Below are 24,230 nucleotides of genomic sequence, written 5' to 3'. Positions count from 1 at the left end.
ACTTATAACCTACTGATAATTATAGGTATAAAATTTCAATTAATTTCATTGTTACTAAATTTATTAATATGAAAAGCTTATATAGCTCTACTTTGAGTATCTCATCAAAATTAATATATGAGGATTGATCATGCGAAGTATCTACATAAGTATATTGTTAGTTACTATCCTTCCAACCTTAACAAGTAGTGTATATGCGCAGAAGGTCTACCCTGATCAAATTGTATTGGATCACTTAGGTTCAAATGTTTGTCGAGCAGGCTACCACCCTCTTGACCATTATGAAGCAGGGGAGCATGTAAAATATCTTCTTCCTTTTATGGATGACTGGCAAATCGTCTCGCTAAAAGGATTATGGGTCGTTATGGGGCCGGGTTACAAAGGTTTGATAAAACAACAACCAGCAGGAACTAGCCCTCCCAACACTTTTTGTTATCCTGATGAAAACCATACAGAAATCCCTAAGTATACTGATATTGAGTTACCTGAAGGGGATGAAATCGATGTTCAATATGCATTATTACATGACCAAGATAATTTTATTCGTCCTTTAAGCCGACTTGCTGATTATCTGGGTTATGCATGGGTTGGTGGCAACCATGCTCAATACGCTGGTGAAGATATGAACATTCAACATATCGGTGATGACTGGGTTATCCAAGGAAATGATATTGGAAAGTGTACAGGTTACAGGTGTGATGAAAAGACTAAAATCACAGTAAATAATTTTGCCTATCGTTTAGATGATGACAGTTTCTGGCATGGCGATGTTACTGAATCAGACAAAAAACTAGTAAAAACCATTACCGCGTTAGCGAGAAACGACAGTGATCAAGATCAGAAAATTTCCGTTAGCTTAAAGTTGGATGAGTCAACAACGTGGTCAAAGACTGATAATTACGGGTTTTCTGCAAGAGTAACAACTGAAGATGCTTTCAATTGGCCACTCGTCGGAACGACAAGGCTGAATATTAGCATTGAGGCAAATAAAAGCTTTTCACAATCCAAAGGCGAATCAACCAGTGAGCAAGTTTCGTTAGAAGCACAACCAACGGTGCCACCTCACTCAATCATACCAGTTCGCGTCGATTTATATCTCTCATCCATTGCTTACCCTTACCAATTTAACGCAGATGTAAGTTACGACGTCAATTTCAATGGATTTCTTCGCTGGGGAGGTAATGCGTGGAATACACATCCAGAAAATCGCCCAAACATGAGTTATACGTTTACCGTTGGACGTGGCAGTGATAAGCCCACGAACATTCCTTATCAATGGGAACATCGATATATTCCAAATGAAGTGCAATGGTGGGATTGGACTTGGGCGATTAATGAAATCGGACTGGGCAATATTCAATCTGCTCTTGGTATGAGTTTGCGTCCTTTCCATTCTTTTGTATCCGGTGATTTTTCTGCCGAGTCTCAATATGCTGGCACTATGGATATTGGTAAAGCGCAGCCTATAGACAAAAGCTCTCTATCATTAAAAGATAATGTTACGACCCTGCGTGCTGGTAATGTAGAGGTAACATCGAATTTTGATGCTGATGAACTTAATTCATTAGGTTTTACTAATGCAGAATTGAGCGTACATGCGGTAAATTAACGTCATCATAGAATAACTATCATTCACTGTTTGCCCGTAACTACGCGTTGCGGGCTTTATATTTGTGAAAAACAAACCGTTTTATTGGTGTTATTCTTAAATAAGTAAACGGCAGTTTTATTATATTTGTTTTGCTTGTTTTTATTTTTTCATAAAGAAATAACAAACTTCATCCATGATCCTTCTGTGATAATTTTAGTTGTTGGTTATTCTTAAATGTAATGTCTAATGCTTGAAGTGTGCGTGTGGAGTATGTTCTGTTTTTAACCTATCAATCAGACATAAGATAGTTAGCTATAATAGTAGGGATAATGTTACGTTACATTTATGTATTTTAATCCGTGGTGTATTTTTTATGTCTGACTTTAAAAAGAAGTGGCGAGATGTTTTTTTTGTCATTCTATTCTTTTGGGGGATTTCGTTTGCTGCTTTTATTATCAATTACAGTTTCAATGGCGCATTAAACAGCTACGGTTTATTACCTCGCCATGTTAGTCATCTCAGCAATATTATGTTTTATCCCTTTATCCACGGCAGTTGGTCTCATTTAATTTTTAATCTTACTTCTTTCACACTACTGGCTCTTGGGGTAGGGGTTAATGGTGTTGCTCGGTTAATTAATGTCATTTTGTTGTGCTGGTTATTCGGCAGTATCAGTGTCTGGTTGTTTGGGCGCATCAGTTATCATGTCGGATTAAGTGGTATCATTTATGGCATTTGGGGCTACTTGCTTATCTATGGTTTAGTCTTAAGAAGTATCATGTCATTAATTATTACATTTTTAGTGCTGGTTTATTTTAGCTCGATGATTTGGGGTGTCTTCCCGTTTAATTATTTGGTGAGCTTTGAAAGCCATTTATTTGGTGCTATAGCTGGTGGCTTTATTGGTTACTTTCTTGGAAAAAAAGACCGTGAAAAATTAAATTGCCATTACGATCAGAAACCCTAACAGAATATAATGGTCTAATAGCTATATGAATAAGAAAAGGATAGGTGAGTTATGCTAATTACATTTCATAGTAAAGGAAGTAACGATATTACAATGTTTGGTGATATCGCACAGCAATTGATTCATATGATGGGGTTCTGCGAAACAGTCCCTGGCGCTATTCGCGAAGAAGATATCGCACAAGCGTTAAAAAACCTAAAAGATGATATTAATAAAGCTAAGCAAGAGAATAAGCAGAATGGTATTACTGCTGACTCCGCAATCGAGCCAAATCCGCTTGATGCCGACTTAGATGATGATGAATTTGAGCCTGAAATTTGTTTATCAGTACGGGCTATGCCTTTGATTACATTATTAGAATCAGCAGTAAATGAAAAAAGCTATGTAATGTGGGAATAGAAACTATTGAACAATATGTAGCGGAGCAAAAGGGTCATCGTCAGGATCGTTTTGCCATAAATACTCTGCATCAACAGCGACTTTTCGTGCAACACTGTCACCAAATTGGTAGGCAATAATTGCTAATGCCATATCTAAACCTGACGAACAGCCTGAGGCAGTAAAGATATTGCTGTCTCGCACCCATCGAGCTGACGATTGCCAATCTACATGGTGTCCAAGTTCTTTAACCCAATGAAATTGTTTTTTATTTGTCGTTGCTTGGCAATAGTTGAGTAATCCCGCATTTGCTAATAATGCTGAGCCAGTGCAAACAGAGCAGATTAATTTTTGTTTAGGTGCAATGCGTTTCAACCAGAACAACACAGTGGGATCGTCAATGACGGATTTAATCCCACTGCCACCGGGAATGAGCAAAATATCAGAGTTAAACGTATCGCTAAAACTTAATTGCGTTGTAATAGAGATATGTTGTTGGCTTAAGATTGCTTTTCCATCAACAGAGATTGTTTGAGTGTGATAAATATCCGGTAACAAGCCAAACATTTGTAATGGTCCAAAAGCATCAAGCAGTTGAAAATCATCAAACAAAAATAGTGTGACTGTTTGTGGTTTTTTCATTGTTATCACCTATTGTATGTCTTTTAACGATTAGCATAGCTAAGATTTTGAAACCATTTGTCCGATATTGAGATGGTTTTCGAGGCCTGTTGATGGATAAAGCTTGTTATTCAGCGCTGAACCATTACAATCAGCGCCTTGTTTAAAAATGATGAAAATATCAGCTGGCGCGATTATGAACAGAAAAAAGAAAATTAACGAAACGCTTAAAAAGAGAATGAAAAAGGCAAATGCTAAGTTACATAAAAGTAATAAGCCTCGTTACATCTCTAAAGCGGAACGTGCCAAGTTAGACGCTGAAGCAGCACAACAAGTGTCTGCCGAAGAAACTATTTCACCATCAGAAACTGAAACTATGAGTACAGAAACAACGGTTTCATAGTTACGTACATATCAGTAAATTTTCAACAGGGAAGGTAAGCATTACCTTCCCTGTTTTATTCTCATTGAACAGCACGTTTGTTCAATAGCTGGCTTAAATTAGCCACTACTATCGCCAAATTGGCGTTTTATATAAAAGAGAGATGCTATGAGTTTTGCCTCTTTAGGCCTATCTGCCCCAATTCTTGAAGCTGTTGCAAAGCAAGGCTACGAAAAACCATCACCAATCCAAGAGCAAGCGATCCCAGCTATTCTTGCGGGTAAAGATGTAATGGCGGCGGCCCAAACTGGTACAGGCAAAACAGCAGGCTTTACCTTACCTTTGCTAGAACGTTTAGCGAATGGTCGACCTGCTCGTTCAAATCATGTACGTGCACTCGTATTAACCCCAACACGTGAGCTAGCGGCTCAAGTAGGGGAGAGTGTTGCGACTTACGGTAAAAACTTACGTTTAAGCTCTGCAGTTGTTTTTGGTGGCGTTAAAGTAAACCCACAAATGCTGCGTATGCGTAAAGGTGCTGACGTATTGGTGGCAACACCAGGGCGTTTGATGGATCTTCATAGCCAAAATGCTGTGAAATTCCGTGATGTTGAAATTTTGGTTCTTGATGAAGCTGACCGTATGTTAGATATGGGTTTCATCCGCGATATCCGTAAAATTTTAGCGTTACTACCAAAAGAGCGTCAAAACTTACTATTTTCAGCAACCTTTTCTGATGAAATTCGTGAGCTTGCAAAAGGATTAGTGAATAATCCAGTAGAGATTGATGTTAACCCGCGTAACCAAACAGCACGTACCGTGAAACAGTGGATTTGCCCTGTTGATCAAAAGAAAAAACCTAACTTATTAACTAAGCTACTTAATGAGCGTAATTGGAAGCAAGTGCTTGTTTTCACTAAAACAAAGCACGGTGCTAATAAGCTTGCTACCCATTTAGAAAGTCGTGGAATTTCTGCAGCCGCAATCCATGGTAATAAGAGCCAAGGTGCGCGTACTAAGGCACTTGCTAACTTTAAGTCTGGTGATATTCGTGTACTCGTTGCGACAGATATTGCAGCTCGTGGCTTAGATATTGAGCAACTACCACAAGTGGTTAACTTTGATTTACCGCACGTAGCAGAAGACTATGTACACCGTATTGGTCGTACTGGTCGTGCAGGTTGCGTTGGTGAAGCGATTTCATTAGTGTCGGCAGAAGAAGCAAAAGATCTTGCTGCAATTGAGCGTTTAACACAGCAAGTGTTTGATCGTGAAATTATTGAAGGTTTTAAACCGACTAACGCATTGCCACAATCTAAGCTAGATACACGCCCGATTAAACCGAAGAAGCCTAAAAAGCAGAAAACGTTTGTTGCGCGTGAAGGTGCAGCGACAGGTGAAAAGCGTAGCGCAAACAATAATAACGGTGGCGCAAAGCGTAAACCAGCCTCTCGTCGTCCACAGGGTCAGTCTACTGATGCTGCAAACAACGAGAAGCGTTCAGAGCAAGGTGCAAGACCTGCACGTAAGCCACGTAATACAGATGCGAAACCACAATCAAATGGTGATAAGCCTCGTCGTCGTTTCAACGATGAAAAGCCTAAATCAGATGGCCGTCGTCGCTCTCCACAGCGTAGTCGTGCACCAAAAGCGACAGCGTAATAACGTCTAAAACGTTAAATAAAAACGACTGATAAATATCTTTTACGAAAAGAATATATCAGTCGTTTTTTATGTGCTTATTTTATCAAAGTGTGGTTATAAGCAGTTATCAGCTAACCTAAAGCTAGGTTGGTACTAGGATCGCAGTGATAAGGTCACAATAGGAATAGCGTGATCAGTACTGTAGCCGTCAATATCAAAGCTTGAATTGACCAAATGCTTATCTTCAGTGTGATAATGGCTAACTTCAAATAATGAGCCTAAATAACTCGCATTGAACTCCTGTGACAGCAGGATGTAATCTAATACCGATCCTTTACCATTAAAGTAATGTGTGGCAGGACGAATAGCTTCTTCATCTTGTGGATTGACTTGAGTATAAAGCTGCCAACCATCGTAAAGGCAATAGAAGTTAATTAAGCGCTCAGTGTCACTTTCAGACATCCCGTAAACACGACTTGCCGTTAACTCTTCTAAACAACTACTCGAAATAACATCGTTATAATCGCCACACAGTACCATCGGATTACTGGTTTGCTCGCGTCGCTTCACCATCGCAAGTTGCAGTAAAGCCGCTTCAGTGCCCCGTAGCATGGATGAACCCCAATTCCCTAAGCGTTGACCAAGAAAAGAAGAAAGCGCACTGCCTGATTTCGCTATTGTCTCAGGAAGTGGATCATCAAATAATGAACGCTTGGATTTTAAATGAGTGACATAGCAATCTGTTGTGCCAATATGGGGAATATCAACTGTCGCTCGCAGCGGCTTGCGACTAAATGAAAACTCAGCCCAACCCATTAATTGTGCCGCTTCATTATCGGCTTCAACAGCGATAACTTCAGTGATGGGAAATTTCGAAGCAATGGCGACGACAGGGCTACGATAAATAAAATCGCCTTCCACTTTAGGCTCATCAACGACTGCAAAATAGGGATAGCCAATATCGCGCAATAATGCTTGCAAATCGTCTGCGCTAAACACTTCTTGAAAACCAATAATATCAGGTTGTTGGGCTTCTAAAATCGAGGTTAGCCAATGCTGTTTTTTATGCCATTGTTCGTAGCTATAAATGTTTTCAAAGTCATAATAGGCATTAGGGGGGGCAAGGTAATTCAATAAATTAAAACTTGCGATTTTTATCTCCGACTGAGCGATAGGCATTAGGGGGAAATGTTCATTATCTGGCTGTTGCAACATCGAATTCTCAGTGAAGTTATTAAAAACTGTATAGCTGTTTTAGCATACTTGTTACGATGAATATACGACTTATTCTTAAGCGTAGCGGTGAAATAAAGTATCGATTTTTGCTTTTGGTGTTTTTGCCAATTTCATCATCAATTCAAAAGAGATGGTGTGAAGATTATACTGTCGCTTAATATCTTCGAGCATCACTAACCATAATCGTGCTGTCATTTCAGAATCGGCTAACGCGCGGTGAAATACACCATTGTGTTCAATATGTTTGTAATCCACTAATGTGCCTAATTTATGATTCGGCGCATCTTGATATAAACGTCGCGCAATCAGCATTGAACAGGTAAACGTACCCGTATAGTGCCTGCTAATATCAGCAAGCTCTGCGTCTAAAAAGCGCTGGTCGAAAGAGGCATTATGCGCTACAAGGTTGGCATCACCAATGAAATCAGCAAAGGCATCCATTACCTCATAACAAGGTGGTGCAGTGCGTAACATGTTATTGCTGATCCCCGTATAACCTTCAATAAAGCTACTCACACGAAAACCAGGATTCATGAGCTGTTGGAATTGATCAACAACTTCGCCATTAACTAATTTAACAGCACCAATTTCGATAGCGCGATCGCCTTGATTAGGAGATAAACCAGTCGTTTCAAAATCGAGAACAACAACGCTGTCAGCGGAGCGAGAAAGGGTCATGGTAAAACCTATAGAGAGAGAAGATGGTCATTTTAATGGTCGTTGAGGGCTTGTAAACTCCTCAAACACATTATATCGCGACAACTGAGGTTAAATTATCGTCAAACAAGCAACCAGTTATTACATTCTAACGAGAGATCACGCATTATACGGACTGGGTATAAGTACAATTCTCTGTTAACGACGGCACATATGGCCATTGAGATCTCATAAGCATCTATGAAGAAAGAAAGAAGTCAATTTCGTGATCACCAAGCTGAAGTGTCGCTATTTAAGCGTCGAGCGCTTGCTGGGTTTATTGGGATTATCATTTTATCGTTTGTATTGATCGGTAATTTGTATCACTTAGAAGTGCAAGATTACAGCGAATATACTGCTCGTTCGAATGATAACCGCATCAAAATTATCCCAGTGGCACCGAATAGAGGCCGTATTTATGATCGAAATGGCGTTATTCTCGCAGAAAATATACCGGTCTATTCTTTAGAAATTATTCCAGAAAAAGTCGCACACCTCACTGAAACACTCGACAGTCTAAAAACCTTACTGGGTGTCACGGATGATGAAATAGACTCATTCATGAAGGATAAAAAGCACACCCGTCCGTTTATGCCAGTGACATTAATTGATCAGATGACGGAAAAGCAGGTTGCTGAGTTCTCAGTTAATGAATTTCATTACCCAGGTGTTGATGTTGATGCACATTTAGAGCGCTATTACCCTTATGGCTCAGCATTAACACATACGTTAGGCTACGTGGCAAAAATCAACGATCGTGATATCAAATCATTAAAAGAGCAGGGTATTTATAGTAATTATAAAGCTACGCGCACGATCGGAAAGCTAGGTGTTGAACGTTACTATGAAGATTTACTTCATGGTCAATCTGGTTATGAAAAAGTAGAAGTGAATAACCGTGGTCGTATTATTCGTACCTTAGAATATGTTCCACCTATTTCGGGTAAAGATATTAAGTTAACGATCGATCTTAATTTGCAGTTGTACGCCAATAAGCTGTTAACTGAAGATGTTAAAGATCCAAAAACAGGCAAAATGGTCACTAAAACTCGTCGTGGTGCGATTGTGGTATTAAATCCGCAGGACGATGGCATATTAGCGATGGTATCTAGCCCTAGCTATGATCCTAACTTGTTTGTACATGGTATTACGTCCAAAGAGTACAGCAAATTGCTGAATAGTCCTGCGCACCCGTTGGTAAACCGAACCACATTAGGGGTATACCCACCGGGTTCAACGGTTAAACCACAAATTGCGGTTGCAGCATTAGCCACAGGGGTTATCACACCCAATACAGTACGTAATAACCCGGGCTGGTGGCGAATTCCTAATTCCAAAAGTCGTAAATTCCGTGATGATGTCCGATGGGGACACGGTAACGTTGATGTATATAAAGCCATTGAACAATCAGTAGATACCTTCTTCTACCAAGTGGCTTATGACATGGGTATTGACCGATTATCGACGTGGATGAACAAATTTGGTTATGGTGAACCTACTGGTATTGATATTAAAGAAGAAACATCCGGTAATATGCCGACTCGCCAATGGAAGCTCGCGCATACCAAACAACCTTGGTACCAAGGTGACACCATCCCTATTGGTATTGGTCAGGGCTACTGGACAGCAACACCGATGCAAATAGCCAAAGCAACCTCGGTTGTTGCAAATTCTGGTGTCGTTCATCGCCCTCACTTGCTATATGCGATTCTTGATGGCAAAAAAGAAGATATTGTTAAGTTTAAAGACTTTCCAAAAGTCGAGCCTGTGCCATTAAAAGATTGGCAAATTGCACAAGAAGGTATGCACTTAGTTACAACTAAAGGTACAGCACGTAAAGAGTTTAAAAACTTAGCGTATGAAGCAGCAGGTAAAACAGGTACCAGTCAGGTGTATACCATGTCTGATACTCAAAACTACGATGCGAATGAAGTTGCAGAACATTTACGTGACCACGCATTGTTTACTGGATTTGCACCGCTTCATGATCCGAAAGTGTTGGTATCCGTTATATTAGAACACGGCGGCTGGGGGCGTAACGCAGCACCTCTTGCCCGTAAGATAATGGATTATGTGTTAGTAAAACCTACCCTAGATCCCGCAGCACAGAAGCAGCTGAAGAGTGATGAAACGAGCACAGAAACACCTGTGGATGTGTCGAAAACTGCAGAAATAAAGGCGAATTAGTAGCTATAAACGCACGTTGATTAAAATAATAAAAGGTCACTTCGGTGGCCTTTTTTACTTTTTAGCGATCTGATTGTTTAAGTCGTAATAGATAATAGATTATTCAATCACACTGCCCCAAATCGTTAAAATATCATGAAGCTCGGAAGCCAAATAAGGTTTACATAAAATGTCATTCATACCTGCTTGGATACAGGCTTCACGCTCAGCGCTCGTTGTGCCTGCGGTTAAAGCAATAATAGGTTTGGAATAGTCTTGTTTTCGTAACTCTTTAGTTGCGGTGTAGCCATCCATAATCGGCATTCTGCAATCCATAAACACCACATCAAATGATTCGATATTTAATATATCTAATGCTTTTTGTCCGTTATCAACAATAGTTGGTTCAATTTGGACTTTATTTAGCATCAATTTAATGATCATTTGGTTAGTCTTTAAATCTTCAACTACTAACACTTTTAAATGCTTAATTGGTGTTTTATTAGGCTTCCTAACTTTGGCATTAAAATGAGCATGATCACTAATAGCAAGGGGTAAGGAAACATTAAAGCAAGCCCCACGCCCGAGCGAGCTTTCAACGCGGATTGAACCGCCCATTTGTTCACATAGTTGTTTACAGATCACCAATCCTAGCCCTGTGCCTTCATGGCTTCGCTTGCTGGTATTATCCACTTGGCTAAAAGGTTTGAATAACTTGTGTTGGTCTGAGTGGTCAATACCACAACCGCTGTCTTTTACCGTAAATTGTAGATGTTTGTTTTGCCACCAGAGCTTTGCGTGTACAAAACCTGCTGGGGTAAATTTAATCGCATTAGAGATCAAATTAACAAAAATTTGCTTAATTCTATCTTCATCACCAATGAAAATTTTCGGTAAGTCATTGGAGTAGTAAATATTAAAATCTAATCTTTTTTCGTGGGAACGATGGGTAAAAATATCTTCTAGTTTTACCGCTAACAAATGACAATCAAAGGGTTTTTCAATCAGCTCCAACATACCTGCATTTATTTTGCTGTAGTCGAGTAAGTCATTAATGATCGCCCGTAGCAATTCACCTGAGTGATTCAATGTGGTTAAGAGTTTCTGTTGGTCATTATCAAGCGGTGTATCTTGCAGTAATTCAGCAGCACCAAGAAGTCCATTAAGTGGTGTACGTAATTCGTGGTTGATCATAGCGAGAAAGTCACGGGTTGACTGCTCCGAATCTTCTGCACGTTTTTTAGCATCAATAGCTTGATTAAATGTTATTTGCCTACCAATAGCGGATCGAAATAATTCACCAAACAGCGCCATATGCTTTTGAATTGCTGGCAATCGGTCGTCGGTACATATAATTCTGACGGCTAATACACCTATTTTCCCTCTGTTATTAATAATATTTATCCAAAGGGTATGGCCGCTTTTATCCCATAATGAATTGGTTGATTCTAGCTCTTCTGGAGGCTCCCATTGTTGTAAACGACCGCTGGAGTAGCTACCTGATATATTAATATTATCGGCAGGGTCAATGGTGATATGACAACCTGATATGTAATGACCATCAACGAGGCTGTCTAATAATTGTTGAATACTTTCCCTTGTCGCACTGTGCTTTAAAAATAATCGGGCATAACGAAGTAACAAGTTTTCCATTTTGTTCTGATAGGTTAAAAGCTCAGAATCAAATTTTGCCTGCATTTGTAACTTTTCGTACGAATCATTAAGCATTTGATTTGCATTATAAAGCTCATGACTTTTCGCTTCTAATAACTTTTCAGCGGCTAATCTTGATGCATGTTCGCGCTCGAGTTTTTGTTTTAATAAAGCAATATGTTTTTCAGGATCGATCATTAATTATCACTCAATGACAAATGAAAGCGGACACTGTTTTTGCTCGTTGTTGGTTCAAGTACGATATCAAGATGTTGCTCAAAATAATCCGCACATCCCTCTAATAAACCTAAACAGACATAACCCATGCATCGAGCTGAATGATAGTCCATTGTCAGGGTTGTTTCTGTTTCATTAGAGAATTCAAAGCGAGGAGGCGTTGTATCAGGGTAAAGTTTTTTTACTTCTTGGTGTATGTATGACTCCACACTGCGAATAAAATCAAAGGTGTTGGAATCGGTAAAATCATAGTTGGGTAATAAAGTGAGTAAACGGGGGAAAACAGCGCGGCCAAACGTTTGTTGAAGGTTTTCGGGAGAAACGCCAGTGACCTTATGTAAACAAATAATCAGTTTGACTAATCGTTGGTGCTCATAGCTACCAACAGAGGTATATACACCCGGATCGTCTGCCATATCTAGCATTGACTGGCACACTTCCAGATCGAAAGTACGTTCAACAATATCGAGAAATTCAGTAAAAATAATCCCTTTCATACTCTTCTCCGATGTCTTCTAGATATAGACTCTAAACACGTAATGCAGGAATTAAAGTCTGTAACTTAGTATGGCAGAGATTGAAGGTTCGTCAAAAACAACAGGTTAGTTGTTGAAGAAAGGGCTAAATCACGAAGCTGATTATTAGCTTCGTGATTATTCTTATTTTTGGATAACGACAGCTTGCGAGAATTGCTGTGCTGAATGGATAAGGTAATTTTCCATATCCGTTATTAATTGCTGCTGGTTCGGTAACGGCAATGCATACACGTCAGACACAAGGCTATATTGCTCACCATCTTCTGCATGAGTATAAATCATGCCACATGCGGCAGGTTTACCTTTGAAAAAGCCAACATAAAGTGTCGCTTCTGCATTAGGCTCAAACATAATTTGAGTTAAATACTCTATAACAGCTTCTTTTTCTTGTTCATTTTCCCATTGGGATGCACGAACTAAAGAATAGCGAATAGTAAGAGGGTGGCAATCAACAGGGTAGAAAGATAAAGAGGGTTCGAGTGCCGATAAAGGAGTATCAATGCAATGCGTAGTTAAAGCTGTTTGAGATAGTTGATACAGTTCTAATCCCTTTACACTTAGCGGTGTTGGAAACTCAGCATCGGTAATATGGCTTGCCATCCAAGCGTTTTTTAAAGTAATTAGTTGTTCTGTAATAACCTGCATATCGTCACTTCTTTTATTTAAGTGCTTATACCTTAACTTAATTACGGTAAAGAAGGTATGTTAATTCAAGTAATTGAATGAAAAACACACACATATGTAAGTGTAACGTCAGTATTTTGCTTGTTTAATAATGTTTGCCAAATTATAGATACTTTTTGCTCTTATATTGGATAGGGTGTGAGCCGAATAAGCGTTATCTTGTAAAGAGTATTAGTGCCGCAGGCATAAAATGATTTGAGCGGTACTCAAATTTAGGAATGAATAAAATGAAAAAGCTATTACTAGCAACATCCATTGTTTTGTTACTTGCAGGTTGTAATGACCAAGCACCTAAAGATCAATCGCCAACAGATCAAACGCAAACTGTCGCCACAACTGAAACCGTTGTTGTTGAGCAAACTCAATCTGTCGCGCCAGAAACGCAAAAAATCCCTAAATGGGTATCAGAAAATAAAGTGACAGCGCCGCTAGATAATATTGTAGATGGTGATGAAACTTACAAAGCCGTTTCTTATTGTAAGCCGCATGATTGTGCCGGTGATTTTATGATCACCCTAACAGGTAAAGACAACAAAGCATACTCCATGGTAGTACATGTTAAAGATACCAATGGTGCTATTACCAAGCCAAGTGAATACGCGAGTTACCAATTTATTGGCAACCCTGATGACAACATGAAAGGGTTGCTCCAACAAGCGTTGCTACAAAATCCTAACTGGAAATAAACCTAGCAATTATTGTTATAAATCATAAGAAACGTGCCGTACTCGTAACGGCACGTTTTTTTATGCCTGAATTTTATTGGCAACCTCCATTGACATTGTTTGATGATCAAACTAAATTTACGATCAAATAATTTGATTATCAAACTAAATGGCAGATTTATGAAGTTGGAACTACAACACGATCATGATTTCTCATCTCATGATCAGCAGGGAGAAAAAGGGACGCTGTATGTGCTCTTACTGACTCTGACAACAATGCTTATCGAAATTGTTGCAGGGACAGTTTATGGCTCTATGGCCCTATTAGCGGATGGATGGCATATGGGTACCCACGCTGCCGCATTTTGTATCACGCTATTTGCTTACCGTTACGCAAGAAAACACAGCAATAATGACCGTTTTTCCTTTGGTACTGGCAAAGTTAGCGTGCTGGGCGGATATACCAGTGCGATTGTATTAGGCATTGTTGCGGTGTTAATGATTGCGGAATCTATCCACCGTTTATTTAACCCACACGCGATTCAGTTTAATGAAGCGATAGTGGTTGCGTGTATTGGTTTAACCGTAAATTTAGCCAGCATATTTTTACTTAACGGGCACGGTCATGATCACGGCCATAGCCACGATCATCATGATCACAGCCATGGGTATCATCATCATCACGACCACAATTTAAGAGCCGCTTATTTACACGTGCTTGCTGATACCTTGACCTCATTACTTGCCATTGTTGCGCTATTGTTCGGGAAATATTATGGCTGGGATTGGATGGATGCAGTTATGGGCATTGTTGGTGGGTGTGTGATCATTAAATGGACAATGAACTTAATGAAGCAAACAACCCCGATCTTGTTAGATGAGAACATTGATTCAGACTATAGAAAATCTATCCATGATGCGCTGTCACCTTATGCAAAGGTTATGGATTTACATATCTGGAAAATTAGTGGTAATCACTATTCTGCAGCGATAACACTACAGTCAACCAGAGACTTTATCATTGATGATTATAAACAAATCCTGTCAAAATTTGATAAGATTAGTCATCTTACTCTCGAAGTACACTAATAATAATCATGAAAAACATAGAACGCCTAAACCAATTACTGACTGAATTTTATGACAAAATGTCATCATGGGAGCAATCTGTTGTTAAAGAAACAGGTTACACCTTGGCGCAAGTTCATACGATTGAAGTTTTAGGCGTTCAAGGCCCTCTAAGAATGAAAGAGCTTGCCGATAAATTGGGGATAACAACGGGTACATTAACCGTTCAAATTGAGAAATTAGTGAAAGCGAACCTAATTGAACGTTGTGCTCACCCAACAGATCGCCGCGCGATTGTGGTGACGTTGACAGAAGCAGGGCAAGCCATTCATGTTAAGCACAATCAATTGCACCTCGACTTAGTGAATGATTTAACCATGCACATCGAGCCTGAGCATGAAGAGGTATTAATTTCGTGCATTGAAAAGATGAATAAAGAGTTTTAAACGAACTTTAAAATCAACGTATTGTTTTACAACAGTCGGTTATTCATTGAGCTATCTTGAAACAGTTGCCAACTTGTATAAACAGTGTTGGCAACTTCTTATCTAAAATATCGAATTTTATACTAGCTCAACAGGGCCGTGATCATCACAGTGATCGCCATGTTGATGATGTAGCCTACCATTTACAATGTAATCAATATGATCACCATGTTGGATAGCCTCATGACCACAATCAGGGCCGTGAACATGATCGCCACATGCATGACTATGATTACATTCATTAGGATGAGCATCATCAAATTCGATGACATGTTCATCACAATGATCACCATGCGGATGGTGTAATTTACCATCAACTAAATAATCGACATGACCATCATGACGAATAGCGGTATGACCACAATCAGGACCATGGGTATGATCTTCGTGCGAATGAGTGTGTAAACAAGACATTATCCAATCTCCTTTTAATCGATAAATGCCATTTAATAATATGCAATCAACCTTTTATGTTTATGACAGATATGTAGAAATGCGATTTATCTCACGGGTTACAACGGGTTATAAATCAATAGTTTCATTAAATTCATGCTTTATTTAGTAAGATAGATGTGTGATTTTTAAAACGAATGATTAATCTGTTTTACAGGCAAGGAGCCAAAATTGTTCAAGCTTTACTATTACCCCAATAACGCGAGTTTAGCGCCGCATTTTTTACTTCATCATGTAAAAGCGGATTACCAACTATTGCTGGTGGATAAAAAGTCTAACGTTCAGAAGTCAGCCGATTATCTGAAACTCAATCCAGCAGGGCGCATACCGACATTGGTGATAGGGGAGCAAGCCATCTTTGAAAGCTCTGCTATATGTATGCATATTTGCGAACTCCATCCACAGTCAGGGTTAATGCCAGCAATCGGAAATCCTTTACGCCCGATGTTTTATCAATGGTTAGCGTTTCTTAATAACACCTTACAAGCCGAGTTAATGGTACGTTATTACCCACACCGCCATACCAATGATGCCGAGACGATTCCGAATGTTGTTGCCGCGCAAGATGACAGAATTGCTGATGCACTCTCGATTATTAATAACCAACTAAAACACAATACATATTTGCTTGGTGACAGCCTAACCGCTTGTGACTACTTCTTATTTATGTTGGCAGAGTGGTCGTTACCAATAAAACAATCACCACTGACATTTCCATATCTTGCAAAGTACCTAACGAACCTTTGTGATAACCCGACCATTAAAGCCGTGTGTGAAATAGAAGGTATCGATCTCACGCCGTTTAAATAACAAACGCCTGTTAATATCTGTGTTTTCTGTACCTAGGCTGACTTGCAGATTGAATTAGCGCGTAACTGTAACAAGATGTTTATGCGCTATATTCAAGTGCTTTTTAAATGAAGTAGTTTTAGATAAAACACCATTCAATTATAAAAAGCGCGCATTAACCATGAAACTACTACTACTCATATCTTGCTTATTTCTGTCGGCTTGTAGCTTAACCCCAGATAAGACATCGCCTAAATGTATGCCCTTACCGGTAGGTGTGATTCTTTGTGGTATATAGCAAGTAATTATTGTGATTAGCAAAAGCAGAAGGTGGGGAGAACTGGCGGAAGACTCATTCATTCCGCCATATTGTTAGGCAAGGGATCAGTGCTTAATAATCACTTCGCTGTTGTCTACACGATGGCGGTCGCCATAAATGCCATCTTCAGCACGAGGGCCACAACCGATAATCATCGTGATTTCATCTTTAGGGTTTAAACCAAGCAGTTGCTTAACACGCTTAGAATCAAAACCTTCCATTGGGCAGGTATCGTAACCTTCCGCGCGCATTGCCGTCATAAAAGTCATTGCCGCAAGGGATGTGCTTTTATGTAAACACACACGTAAATCCGCTTTGCTCACTTCACGTACCATCGGCTTTTTACGCCCTAAATACGCCACAATTACCTTACGAATAGCGCCCATAATGCCAAAGCGATCGTTACGATATAAAAACGGGATCAGCTTCTCGTAGTATTTAACAGCGCGTTTAGATGTAGCATCTTCACGACCATCAAAGGCATCACGAATTTGTGCCGCATTCATTTTCGCACGTTGTTTCCACTTATAAGGCGTAGTGGTGATAACAATTAACTCGCGTGCCGTTTTTGCCGCATTTTGTCCCATACACAGTTTTGCAAGTTGCTCACGTTTATCGTCACTGATTACACGATGAAATTGCCACAATTGCATGTTTGAACTGTTAGGGGACAAGGTTGCGAGGTTAAGTGCACGAGTTACCGCTTCATGATCAAAAGCGCTGTCTGCATCATATTTACGTACCGAACGACGGCTATGCACCAATTCGGCATATTGTTCGGCTTTGGACGATGTTGTTAATGGTGAAGGCGCTGGTGAACTAGACGCATTGCGTTCTTTTTCAGGTGTATCGATCATGTTGTAAACAACCTATATAAGATGAAAATCGCTGTGCGTATTTCTACCTGTTATTGGTTTGTGAAGCAAGTCGGTGATCACAATGAGTTAACTATTCGGCTAACTCATATTTGCCCCATTGTGTGTTAGAACTTTTACTCATTCATATCGTGTTAACGTGACTTTGATTAGCTTTATTTAGTGTATATGAACAGTTTAATGAACCGTGGTGATTTTATTGCATGAGTTCTGATTTTAATAAGACTCATTAAATATATTTTTTACTTTTCACACCCTATTTCAAATCTGTGGTGTGAAAAAGTGCTATTAACCTCATAATATGTAACGATTATATCGTGTATAATATAAGTATATTTTTACGTAAAAGTAAGAATGCTTATTAATATACTGTTATGAAGATGCGGAAAGTTTTTAAATTGGAATATATTTACAGTGAAGAAATCTCTTAAAGAGAACCCTACGTTATTGCTTACGTTTGGGTTTATCTACATCTCAATCCTAGGCTATTTTAGTTCTAGTAAATTCCTCAACTATTTCAATATCAAAGCAACGGATTACTTTACCTTTGAAGATTTTGTTCTTTCTATTGTTAGGGAGGGAGATTTGTTTCTATTTCTACTACTCATTATTCCAGTAAGCTATATGCAATTTTTCTGGTTTTTGTGCCAACAGAAAAGTCATGCCAAAAGGATTAGTGATCTTATAGATGAGATCGATTGTGCTGGAAATATTGAAAATTTATCTAAAGAAGGGAAAGAAAAATTAGTTACTAAAGCTGAGAAGTTAAAGATGTATAAAATTGCTCTGGATAGCTACCCTGAGAAAATTAAAAAGGCAATCTCAAGTGCACCAATATATTTTTGTCTCTTAAGCATACCTACGGCATGGCAAGTTGCTAACTTAAACTACTTAGATGTTAAAACAGGTCAAGTTGAATCTGTAAGATTTGAGGTTAGGGATAAGTTAAAAGAGCTGGATGCTAAGAAACCATATGTATTATTGCTTAGAACAACAAACCATACATTCTTACTTAAAGACAAGGGTGACAATTCAAGCGCTATGGTAATTCCAAACAGTAATATTATTTCTGTCTATTATGGTGCGAGCAATGAAAAATCTTCATAATAAACAGTTCAATAGGGATTCGCAACGCATGGCATTTTCACTATGCGTTGCTCACCCTTTAACAGGGCATTAACCTTACTTTTTTATACTACTAGCCTAAATAAGCAAATTGCCTAACTCGAATTTGTTTACATTCAAATCAGCCAGATCTACGCTGACGCAGCTATGTTCCCTCCCTTATTACCATTTACGTTATCAATAAACAATTTTAAACAAAAAATACAAACAAGCTCATGATATTTATGAGTTAAATAGATTATGATCGTAGGGCCTTAGGGGCATTAAAATAAGAATGCTTACTAAGTAAGCTGTAAGCCTTTATTTTAGATTGTTCTAAATGAGTAAGTTGTATGTTATTTAAGCTACATCCTGTTGTAACAGTCCCATTTATATACTTTTTAATTGTGTCGAGACTTTTTTATCGATATGCATTAGGGACTGTGTGGGGAGTATTCGTGCTGAGTCTTCTTCTTTATTTCAATAGTGAGGCGATACTGGGTACAACTCCAATCTCATTCCAAGATCTTTTTGTTTATCTGATGTTGGCAAGTGAAACAACTAAAGCAGCCGTTCTAAGTTCGTTGATCACTATCATCGGTTTTATAGTTGCTTACGCCACTGCGTCGGCAAACTGGAAAGATCAGATGAGGGCTAACTTAAAGGTACAAGCTTCTTCTGATTGTATTGGATTTTACTCCGAAGCATCTAGAAACGTGTCTACATGCGTCATTTATGCGAGAGCTCTAGTATCTGCGGTTGAAAAAATACGAAGTGGTTGTACAAAAGAAGAGGCCGAGTTCTTAGTATATTATCAACGTAGTAATTTAGATAAATTTCTTTTGGCTAGGGAATCCATGATTGCTTCGAGTATTAATTGCCACACATTCCTATCTAAATATGACACCATCTTATTTTCTACTCCCGGCGCTAAAGAAAATGTCGAGCTTGCGAACGAGGCATTGTCCAAATTAGTAAATGACTTATGGTTTAATGTTCCATATAAAGTTGCTCCAGATACAGACCAGATAGGTACCTTTCTTGCTCAAGTGGATGTGATAAAGTGTAAAAAGTTCTTATCAACAGCTAACGAGTATGAACAAGCGCTAGCTTTCCATTCAGGTGCGACTTCAGGTGTTTTGCTAGATCAGATCGTTGGTGCAAGTTGGGCTACTACGAAAACTCAACTAAAAAATTATCGTAGTGTATGGCATGAGATGAACATTTTGTATCGAAGACATAAAGGCTAAAAATCTGTTTAAGAGTGATTCGCAACGCTTGGCATTTTTGCTATGCGTTGCGTTTAGTGTTTAAGGTGGTATACAGGCGCTTCGGAATTGCGTTGCTCACACCTTAACAGGGCGTTACCCTTACTTTTCTTAATACTACCAGCCTAAATAAGCAATTTGCCTAACACGTTTTTTCCACATTCAAGCTAGCTAAACAATGCTCCTGAATGTTACAGATCTAACCTTCATTTCCAGTCAATCTGTCAGTTATAAGATACAAAATTAATGGATGACGAAAAATAAGACTTGGCTCGATTGGATATTATTGTTTTCGCTGCAGCGTAACGCCTCAAAAACTATCATTAAAATATGTAATTAATTGATTAATAGTTATTTCCACTAGTATATTGGCCAAAATGGTTGGAAGCTGGAGTGTATTATAACGATCTTAGTCTAATAAATTGTTAGCCTCACAAATTAGAGGTTGAAAATAGAAAATGAAGACAGAAGCCAACAACTTACAGAACTGAGAATAATTCGAAATGCACAGGTGCATTCAACCGCTGAAAATATCGACAAAAAAGCTATCTAACTGGGCGTTGAGATAGTTGAAACGTTACTAAAAAATTAAAAGTTTAACAAGCGTATACATAAGCCAGCAGTTTCTTTACAGCCTATTACTCGGGCGTAATACGCAATTCTTATTACAAATAAAAATGGGATATTTGATGGTAGGAGATCTATTTGTAGAAAAGCATCGAGCTATTTATGCTTTGCTTGATGTCGGTGACTTTTCCATGGCTTTTACTAAAGCTCTAGAATTACTTAAAACCATCGAAGCCTCGAATGGTAATGATAATACTGAGTATTATTTAAAGCTTTTTAATATGGCTGGCTCTTTCATTGATATTGGGTCAATGAAAGCTGACATTGAGATAGTGACTATTGGTTACAAGCTAATGAACGATCATCAATCGAAAATGTTAGAGCTAATACCAGATAGTGATTTCTATTATAACTTTGCAAATGCCAAGTCGAGTATGATCTCTGAACCAAACTCGTTTAATCATACATTTGATACTATAGAAGAGCTTGTCCAGCTAAAGCATTTGTACTGGAAAGCGCTAAAAGCAACAGTTACTACTAAGAATGAATCTCCTTATGAGCTAATTGTCAATTTAGCGAACTCGCTAAAGCGTCAATTCCGCCTTGTCGAAGCTCTTAGATTATATGATAAAGCATTAAGTCTAAATTATCAGTGTACTCAAGCATGGGTAAATCGTAGCGAAACATTATTGATGTTAAACACCATTACATCGAGCCATTCATTACAAATGCTTGATCAGATTGTGTCAGGGTATAGGGAAGCAAGTAAAGGAGCCGAAATTCCTGACAGTTGGGCTAACTATTATCTTGATTTGGCGCAATATCACCAAAAGAAAATTGATGAGCTTTGTTTAAAAGAGAATATCACTAGAAATAATGAAGATAGTCATGAAACAGAAGCTGAGTTTAATGAACTTAGCGATTATAGAAAGTACTGTCTTGAAAATCATTTGTCTCTTTCTGAACACGGTTTGTATTGTCATTGTGCTGGAAGCGCAAGGGATGACTTAACAATACCGAATTTGAGCGGAGTAACTGGGGACTTTATAGTTCCAATGGAAATGGTTTTGAATCGGTTAAAGTCTGAATTTTCTTTTGCAAGAAAACTTTATTATGACTATTTAACTCAAGAACAAAACGAAGACTTACTGCATGAGTCTTGCTTTTCCGAATTATTTAATGATGAACTGCTGGGTGTGGACGTAGAAAAGCTCAGGACATCATTTAGATTGTGCTTTGGTATTCTTGATAAAATTGGAGTTGCTGTATGCGAATTGTTTGATTTGTATCCATCAAATAGAAATGTCTCATTTCAAAGCTTTTGGCAGCTTGACCGTGATAAAAGACGAGAGAAGTTTGAAGCAGTAAGATCCCCTGGACTATTGGCATTGTATAGTATTGCTAGCGATCTAAACGATCGTAAAGACGGTGAGTGGGCGTTCTTCAAAGCATGGCGCAACGATTTGGAACACAAGTTCGTTGTAGTCCATAAAGGAGACAAACCAAATGATTTATATAACTCTTACTGTTTTGTCGATGATATGGCTTTTATTAAAGAATCCGATTTTATCAATTCTCTCGAACACATGCTGCAAATCACTAGATCTGCGATCTTTTCTTTCACGTTGATGGTACGGCATGAAGGGACAAGAGAAATAGATGACAATTCGATAATATTATCACAGAGCATGAATAGGCAAGATTTCAAAGATTGGTAAATTGCGTATAACAATGACCATGGCGAATATGTAGTCGCTTTGGGTTGAAGTTTTGCTTATCTGAGTTAATCCGTGAAAGGATCAATTAGATTAAACGCTAACTCGAAAATGTCCATCAACGAGTCAGTAGAGCTGTGCTGACTCTGTGATGAGTTGTAACACACCTTTGCCCCAAAACGTCATGTCAGCACCGCTTCTTACTTGGGTTTGAATTCGAGAGTTTTGTAATATTTGTACTAATGACAGGCAAAAAGCAAGACCTGAACCTGATTTAGGGCGACCAGCTCACAACTCCACTAGATAAGTTTATAGAACAACTTATCTAGTAGAGAGCAGCAAAAAGTCACTCGGGTGAGTAGCTTTCTTTAACTAATTAATCGCCTAATCTTTCTGATTTTACTTGAGATAAAACGCTAATTACTTCAGTTTGAAACTGTTCGATTGAGCATTCGAAATGATGGAACTCATCATAGCACCGGTTGAATGCCCGGCCCTGAAAGCTTTTATACCAACTGATATCGGTTAACCTATATTCTTCGATATGAGGTTGTATTACATCTATACAGTTCATTTGGAGTAGCATCAAAGATAGTTTTTCTAGAATCATAGAACCAAAGAAATGTTTGGATATATAAGCTTTGAGTTCTTCCTCATCCATTTTATTTACGTAAGTGATATGTTCTTCAACTAACCGGTCATAAATCTCCATATATTTTGACTCTGAGTAACACTCAAGTAGTGCTGTAGACTCAGCGATTTGTTCTCTAGTTAAATACCCAAAGAGTTTCTCTCTTAATTCAGCTCGTTTTTGTATCTCATGTTTCATTTTATCGAAGTCGGGTTTATATACTCTGATTTCAGTTTTGGTTTCAGCTCGTTTATAGTCCGTTCGATATTCATCTACAGGTTTATAGTCAAAATATACTTCAAATATAACGCCGATAGCTTCCGCACTTAGATGCTTTGGTTCATTAATCATATTGAGACTATGGTTTAAGTAGTGATTGCATTTGATAGCGGAAATCGTTTTGCTATATATGCCGCCTGATAATCCATATTTATCTCTAACTACTTCTTTTGCTTGTGCTGCTATTGGTTCACCTTCTTTATCTTCATACTCAGCCAACACCAACGATATTGATTGTAGATCGTGGTATGAAAGTTGATTTGGTGTGTCAACCCAAGAGTACTCATATTTCATTTCCTGAGTTATTTGATCCTGAAAATCAAAAAGCTTAAACAACATAGTAAATCTGAGTTCAAGTATTCTGATGTTAATAAGCGGTGTTTCAGCTAAGTGAACTTGGCTATCGTTGCTGGCTGGGTATCTGAAAGTTTGGCCTGTAGGATCAATATCGGCAATATCTTGGATGTAAGGGTCTAACAATGGAATGAGCTTGCTGAAACGCGAGTCTATTACTGATGCATATTCGGTTACCAGATTCCACAGTTTAGATAGATCGTGTGTGGATGCCTCATCTATTGTAGGAAAGGGGTCTAGCTTTCCTCTTAATGAACGATCTTTTGCAACTTTGGCGTCTCTATGCTGTTTTAGCTTAACCTCTCTTTTTGAGGCTAACATTCCTAAGTCTTTCCACCATTTTTTCAGCCGTAATTCCACAGCATGTCTCATGTTGAAACAAATAGGATAAACCAAAAAGTCGAGGTGAGTTCTAAACTCAGAAGATTCTTTCGCTGATCTAATCAGTTCGAGTGCGGCGCTTGAAAAACCAAGAGCATAATCTGTATTTGAACGAGCTTCTCCTTCCGGAGCAAAGCTGCCATTATTACCAACAGTTGCATTCAGGTGAGTCGTTTCACCTCCCGAGAAAGTATCGTTTTCAATTCTTTGGTTCATTATTATATCCTGCAATATGGCCAACATACTATTCGATGAATAGCATATTACTACGATTGGTAATTGGATGATATTTAAATGAAATATGCGTTGGCTTGTGAACCAATGGGGGCAGGTCTTGCTTTTTGTTAGTTAATTTTTGCCATACGCTAACTAATCCGACTTTTACTAAATAAGCAAAACTACTAACTTACTTTTGTCCAAAAACGAGTTAGCCATCTCCATGAACTGTGTGATCACAAAGCGATTATTTCGGTACTGAGTTAGCGT

Annotated in this window: 21 protein-coding genes and 1 pseudogene; 13 read left to right on the top strand and 9 right to left on the bottom strand. The window is 38.6% G+C overall.

The window, feature by feature from the left end; all coding sequences use genetic code 11:
• Positions 1 to 130: 130 nt before the first annotated feature.
• From BTO08_RS20800 to BTO08_RS20790, 3 genes are all read left to right on the top strand, one after another.
• Complete coding sequence (locus BTO08_RS20800; RefSeq protein ID WP_105062469.1) at positions 131 to 1,609, top strand: aerolysin family beta-barrel pore-forming toxin; 1,479 nt, start codon at positions 131 to 133, stop codon at positions 1,607 to 1,609.
• Positions 1,610 to 1,964: 355 nt separating this feature from the next.
• On the top strand, positions 1,965 to 2,558 hold the full coding sequence (locus tag BTO08_RS20795; RefSeq protein ID WP_105062468.1) for a rhomboid family intramembrane serine protease: 594 nt from the start codon (positions 1,965 to 1,967) through the stop codon (positions 2,556 to 2,558).
• Positions 2,559 to 2,609: 51 nt separating this feature from the next.
• Positions 2,610 to 2,957 carry a DUF1840 domain-containing protein gene (locus tag BTO08_RS20790; RefSeq protein ID WP_105062467.1) on the top strand — a complete coding sequence of 116 codons (348 nt, stop codon included), beginning with the start codon at positions 2,610 to 2,612 and terminating at the stop codon, positions 2,955 to 2,957.
• Positions 2,958 to 2,960: 3 nt separating this feature from the next.
• On the opposite strand, the gene BTO08_RS20785 is transcribed toward BTO08_RS20790, so the two are convergent.
• A complete protein-coding gene (locus BTO08_RS20785; RefSeq protein ID WP_105062466.1) occupies positions 2,961 to 3,578 on the bottom strand; it encodes a DJ-1/PfpI family protein in 618 nt (205 codons plus the stop codon).
• A gap of 175 nt (positions 3,579 to 3,753) precedes the next feature.
• Here BTO08_RS20785 and BTO08_RS20780 point away from each other — a divergent pair, with 175 nt between their 5' ends.
• Complete coding sequence (locus BTO08_RS20780) at positions 3,754 to 3,960, top strand: DUF2986 domain-containing protein (RefSeq protein WP_039871979.1); 207 nt, start codon at positions 3,754 to 3,756, stop codon at positions 3,958 to 3,960.
• Between the two features lie 147 nt (positions 3,961 to 4,107).
• On the top strand, positions 4,108 to 5,601 hold the full coding sequence (locus tag BTO08_RS20775; protein WP_105062465.1) for a DEAD/DEAH box helicase: 1,494 nt from the start codon (positions 4,108 to 4,110) through the stop codon (positions 5,599 to 5,601).
• Between the two features lie 135 nt (positions 5,602 to 5,736).
• Here BTO08_RS20775 and BTO08_RS20770 read toward each other — a convergent pair whose 3' ends face one another.
• Together BTO08_RS20770 and BTO08_RS20765 are read right to left on the bottom strand one after the other, a co-directional pair.
• Positions 5,737 to 6,798, bottom strand: a complete 1,062-nt coding sequence (locus BTO08_RS20770) for an endonuclease/exonuclease/phosphatase family protein (RefSeq protein ID WP_242446315.1) — start codon at positions 6,796 to 6,798, stop codon at positions 5,737 to 5,739.
• Positions 6,799 to 6,873: 75 nt separating this feature from the next.
• Positions 6,874 to 7,497, bottom strand: a complete 624-nt coding sequence (locus tag BTO08_RS20765; RefSeq protein ID WP_105062464.1) for a 3'-5' exonuclease — start codon at positions 7,495 to 7,497, stop codon at positions 6,874 to 6,876.
• A 219-nt stretch (positions 7,498 to 7,716) separates the two neighbouring features.
• Between BTO08_RS20765 and mrdA the strand changes: the two genes are divergently transcribed.
• Complete coding sequence (mrdA, locus tag BTO08_RS20760; RefSeq protein ID WP_105062463.1) at positions 7,717 to 9,702, top strand: penicillin-binding protein 2; 1,986 nt, start codon at positions 7,717 to 7,719, stop codon at positions 9,700 to 9,702.
• 99 nt (positions 9,703 to 9,801) lie between these two features.
• Here the strand turns inward: mrdA and BTO08_RS20755 are convergent, their stop codons facing one another.
• From BTO08_RS20755 to BTO08_RS20745, 3 genes are all read right to left on the bottom strand, one after another.
• Positions 9,802 to 11,532 (bottom strand): ATP-binding protein, encoded by a 1,731-nt coding sequence (locus BTO08_RS20755; RefSeq protein WP_105062462.1) that lies wholly within the window; start codon positions 11,530 to 11,532, stop codon positions 9,802 to 9,804.
• On the bottom strand, positions 11,532 to 12,068 hold the full coding sequence (locus BTO08_RS20750; RefSeq protein ID WP_005364648.1) for a heme NO-binding domain-containing protein: 537 nt from the start codon (positions 12,066 to 12,068) through the stop codon (positions 11,532 to 11,534). The genes BTO08_RS20755 and BTO08_RS20750 overlap by 1 nt, the downstream gene beginning before the upstream one ends.
• A gap of 162 nt (positions 12,069 to 12,230) precedes the next feature.
• A complete protein-coding gene (locus BTO08_RS20745; RefSeq protein ID WP_005364653.1) occupies positions 12,231 to 12,752 on the bottom strand; it encodes a hypothetical protein in 522 nt (173 codons plus the stop codon).
• Between the two features lie 266 nt (positions 12,753 to 13,018).
• On the opposite strand from BTO08_RS20745, the gene BTO08_RS20740 reads away from it, so the two are divergent.
• The 3 genes and pseudogenes from BTO08_RS20740 to BTO08_RS20730 all read left to right on the top strand — a co-directional run bounded on the left by BTO08_RS20740 (position 13,019) and on the right by BTO08_RS20730 (position 14,970).
• The gene (locus BTO08_RS20740) at positions 13,019 to 13,477 is read left to right on the top strand and encodes an Ivy family c-type lysozyme inhibitor (protein ID WP_105062461.1); all 459 of its coding nucleotides are present in this window, start codon (positions 13,019 to 13,021) and stop codon (positions 13,475 to 13,477) included.
• A gap of 159 nt (positions 13,478 to 13,636) precedes the next feature.
• Positions 13,637 to 14,591, top strand: a pseudogene (gene dmeF / locus BTO08_RS20735) (CDF family Co(II)/Ni(II) efflux transporter DmeF).
• Positions 14,554 to 14,970: a MarR family winged helix-turn-helix transcriptional regulator gene (locus BTO08_RS20730; protein WP_005364659.1), complete on the top strand. Its 417-nt coding sequence runs from the start codon at positions 14,554 to 14,556 to the stop codon at positions 14,968 to 14,970. Before dmeF ends, BTO08_RS20730 begins: the two are co-directional and overlap by 38 nt.
• Positions 14,971 to 15,087: 117 nt before the next feature.
• Here BTO08_RS20730 and BTO08_RS20725 read toward each other — a convergent pair whose 3' ends face one another.
• Positions 15,088 to 15,423 (bottom strand): hypothetical protein, encoded by a 336-nt coding sequence (locus tag BTO08_RS20725; protein ID WP_005364661.1) that lies wholly within the window; start codon positions 15,421 to 15,423, stop codon positions 15,088 to 15,090.
• Positions 15,424 to 15,633: 210 nt separating this feature from the next.
• On the opposite strand from BTO08_RS20725, the gene BTO08_RS20720 reads away from it, so the two are divergent.
• On the top strand, positions 15,634 to 16,272 hold the full coding sequence (locus BTO08_RS20720; protein ID WP_105062459.1) for a glutathione S-transferase family protein: 639 nt from the start codon (positions 15,634 to 15,636) through the stop codon (positions 16,270 to 16,272).
• A gap of 363 nt (positions 16,273 to 16,635) precedes the next feature.
• Here the strand turns inward: BTO08_RS20720 and BTO08_RS20715 are convergent, their stop codons facing one another.
• Positions 16,636 to 17,427: a nitroreductase family protein gene (locus BTO08_RS20715; RefSeq protein WP_105062458.1), complete on the bottom strand. Its 792-nt coding sequence runs from the start codon at positions 17,425 to 17,427 to the stop codon at positions 16,636 to 16,638.
• A 432-nt stretch (positions 17,428 to 17,859) separates the two neighbouring features.
• Between BTO08_RS20715 and BTO08_RS20710 the strand changes: the two genes are divergently transcribed.
• From BTO08_RS20710 to BTO08_RS20695, 3 genes are all read left to right on the top strand, one after another.
• On the top strand, positions 17,860 to 18,552 hold the full coding sequence (locus BTO08_RS20710) for a hypothetical protein (RefSeq protein ID WP_105062457.1): 693 nt from the start codon (positions 17,860 to 17,862) through the stop codon (positions 18,550 to 18,552).
• 455 nt (positions 18,553 to 19,007) lie between these two features.
• Complete coding sequence (locus BTO08_RS20705) at positions 19,008 to 19,799, top strand: hypothetical protein (protein ID WP_146108452.1); 792 nt, start codon at positions 19,008 to 19,010, stop codon at positions 19,797 to 19,799.
• A 707-nt stretch (positions 19,800 to 20,506) separates the two neighbouring features.
• The gene (locus BTO08_RS20695) at positions 20,507 to 22,102 is read left to right on the top strand and encodes an LA2681 family HEPN domain-containing protein (RefSeq protein ID WP_105062454.1); all 1,596 of its coding nucleotides are present in this window, start codon (positions 20,507 to 20,509) and stop codon (positions 22,100 to 22,102) included.
• 373 nt (positions 22,103 to 22,475) lie between these two features.
• Here BTO08_RS20695 and BTO08_RS20690 read toward each other — a convergent pair whose 3' ends face one another.
• Positions 22,476 to 23,960: a transcriptional regulator gene (locus BTO08_RS20690; protein WP_105062453.1), complete on the bottom strand. Its 1,485-nt coding sequence runs from the start codon at positions 23,958 to 23,960 to the stop codon at positions 22,476 to 22,478.
• Positions 23,961 to 24,230 lie beyond the last annotated feature (270 nt).

Origin of the sequence: Photobacterium angustum (assembly GCF_002954615.1) — a bacterium.
In the GTDB taxonomy this organism is placed as follows: Bacteria; Pseudomonadota; Gammaproteobacteria; order Enterobacterales; family Vibrionaceae; genus Photobacterium; species Photobacterium angustum_A.
This window is presented reverse-complemented; position numbering and strand designations above follow the sequence as displayed.

Bases quoted from the DNA above. Each gene is read 5' to 3' on its own strand.
- BTO08_RS20770 (WP_242446315.1), bottom strand. From the start codon at position 6,798: ATGTTGCAACAGCCAGATAATGAACATTTCCCCCTAATGCCTATCGCT.
- BTO08_RS20785 (WP_105062466.1), bottom strand. From the start codon at position 3,578: ATGAAAAAACCACAAACAGTCACACTATTTTTGTTTGATGATTTTCAA.
- BTO08_RS20690 (WP_105062453.1), bottom strand. From the start codon at position 23,960: ATGAACCAAAGAATTGAAAACGATACTTTCTCGGGAGGTGAAACGACT.
- BTO08_RS20725 (WP_005364661.1), bottom strand. From the start codon at position 15,423: ATGTCTTGTTTACACACTCATTCGCACGAAGATCATACCCATGGTCCT.
- BTO08_RS20755 (WP_105062462.1), bottom strand. From the start codon at position 11,532: ATGATCGATCCTGAAAAACATATTGCTTTATTAAAACAAAAACTCGAG.
- BTO08_RS20745 (WP_005364653.1), bottom strand. From the start codon at position 12,752: ATGCAGGTTATTACAGAACAACTAATTACTTTAAAAAACGCTTGGATG.
- BTO08_RS20775 (WP_105062465.1), top strand. From the start codon at position 4,108: ATGAGTTTTGCCTCTTTAGGCCTATCTGCCCCAATTCTTGAAGCTGTT.
- BTO08_RS20765 (WP_105062464.1), bottom strand. From the start codon at position 7,497: ATGACCCTTTCTCGCTCCGCTGACAGCGTTGTTGTTCTCGATTTTGAA.
- BTO08_RS20800 (WP_105062469.1), top strand. From the start codon at position 131: ATGCGAAGTATCTACATAAGTATATTGTTAGTTACTATCCTTCCAACC.
- mrdA (WP_105062463.1), top strand. From the start codon at position 7,717: ATGAAGAAAGAAAGAAGTCAATTTCGTGATCACCAAGCTGAAGTGTCG.
- BTO08_RS20715 (WP_105062458.1), bottom strand. From the start codon at position 17,427: ATGATCGATACACCTGAAAAAGAACGCAATGCGTCTAGTTCACCAGCG.
- BTO08_RS20740 (WP_105062461.1), top strand. From the start codon at position 13,019: ATGAAAAAGCTATTACTAGCAACATCCATTGTTTTGTTACTTGCAGGT.
- BTO08_RS20695 (WP_105062454.1), top strand. From the start codon at position 20,507: ATGGTAGGAGATCTATTTGTAGAAAAGCATCGAGCTATTTATGCTTTG.
- BTO08_RS20750 (WP_005364648.1), bottom strand. From the start codon at position 12,068: ATGAAAGGGATTATTTTTACTGAATTTCTCGATATTGTTGAACGTACT.
- BTO08_RS20780 (WP_039871979.1), top strand. From the start codon at position 3,754: ATGAACAGAAAAAAGAAAATTAACGAAACGCTTAAAAAGAGAATGAAA.
- BTO08_RS20795 (WP_105062468.1), top strand. From the start codon at position 1,965: ATGTCTGACTTTAAAAAGAAGTGGCGAGATGTTTTTTTTGTCATTCTA.
- BTO08_RS20730 (WP_005364659.1), top strand. From the start codon at position 14,554: ATGAAAAACATAGAACGCCTAAACCAATTACTGACTGAATTTTATGAC.
- BTO08_RS20790 (WP_105062467.1), top strand. From the start codon at position 2,610: ATGCTAATTACATTTCATAGTAAAGGAAGTAACGATATTACAATGTTT.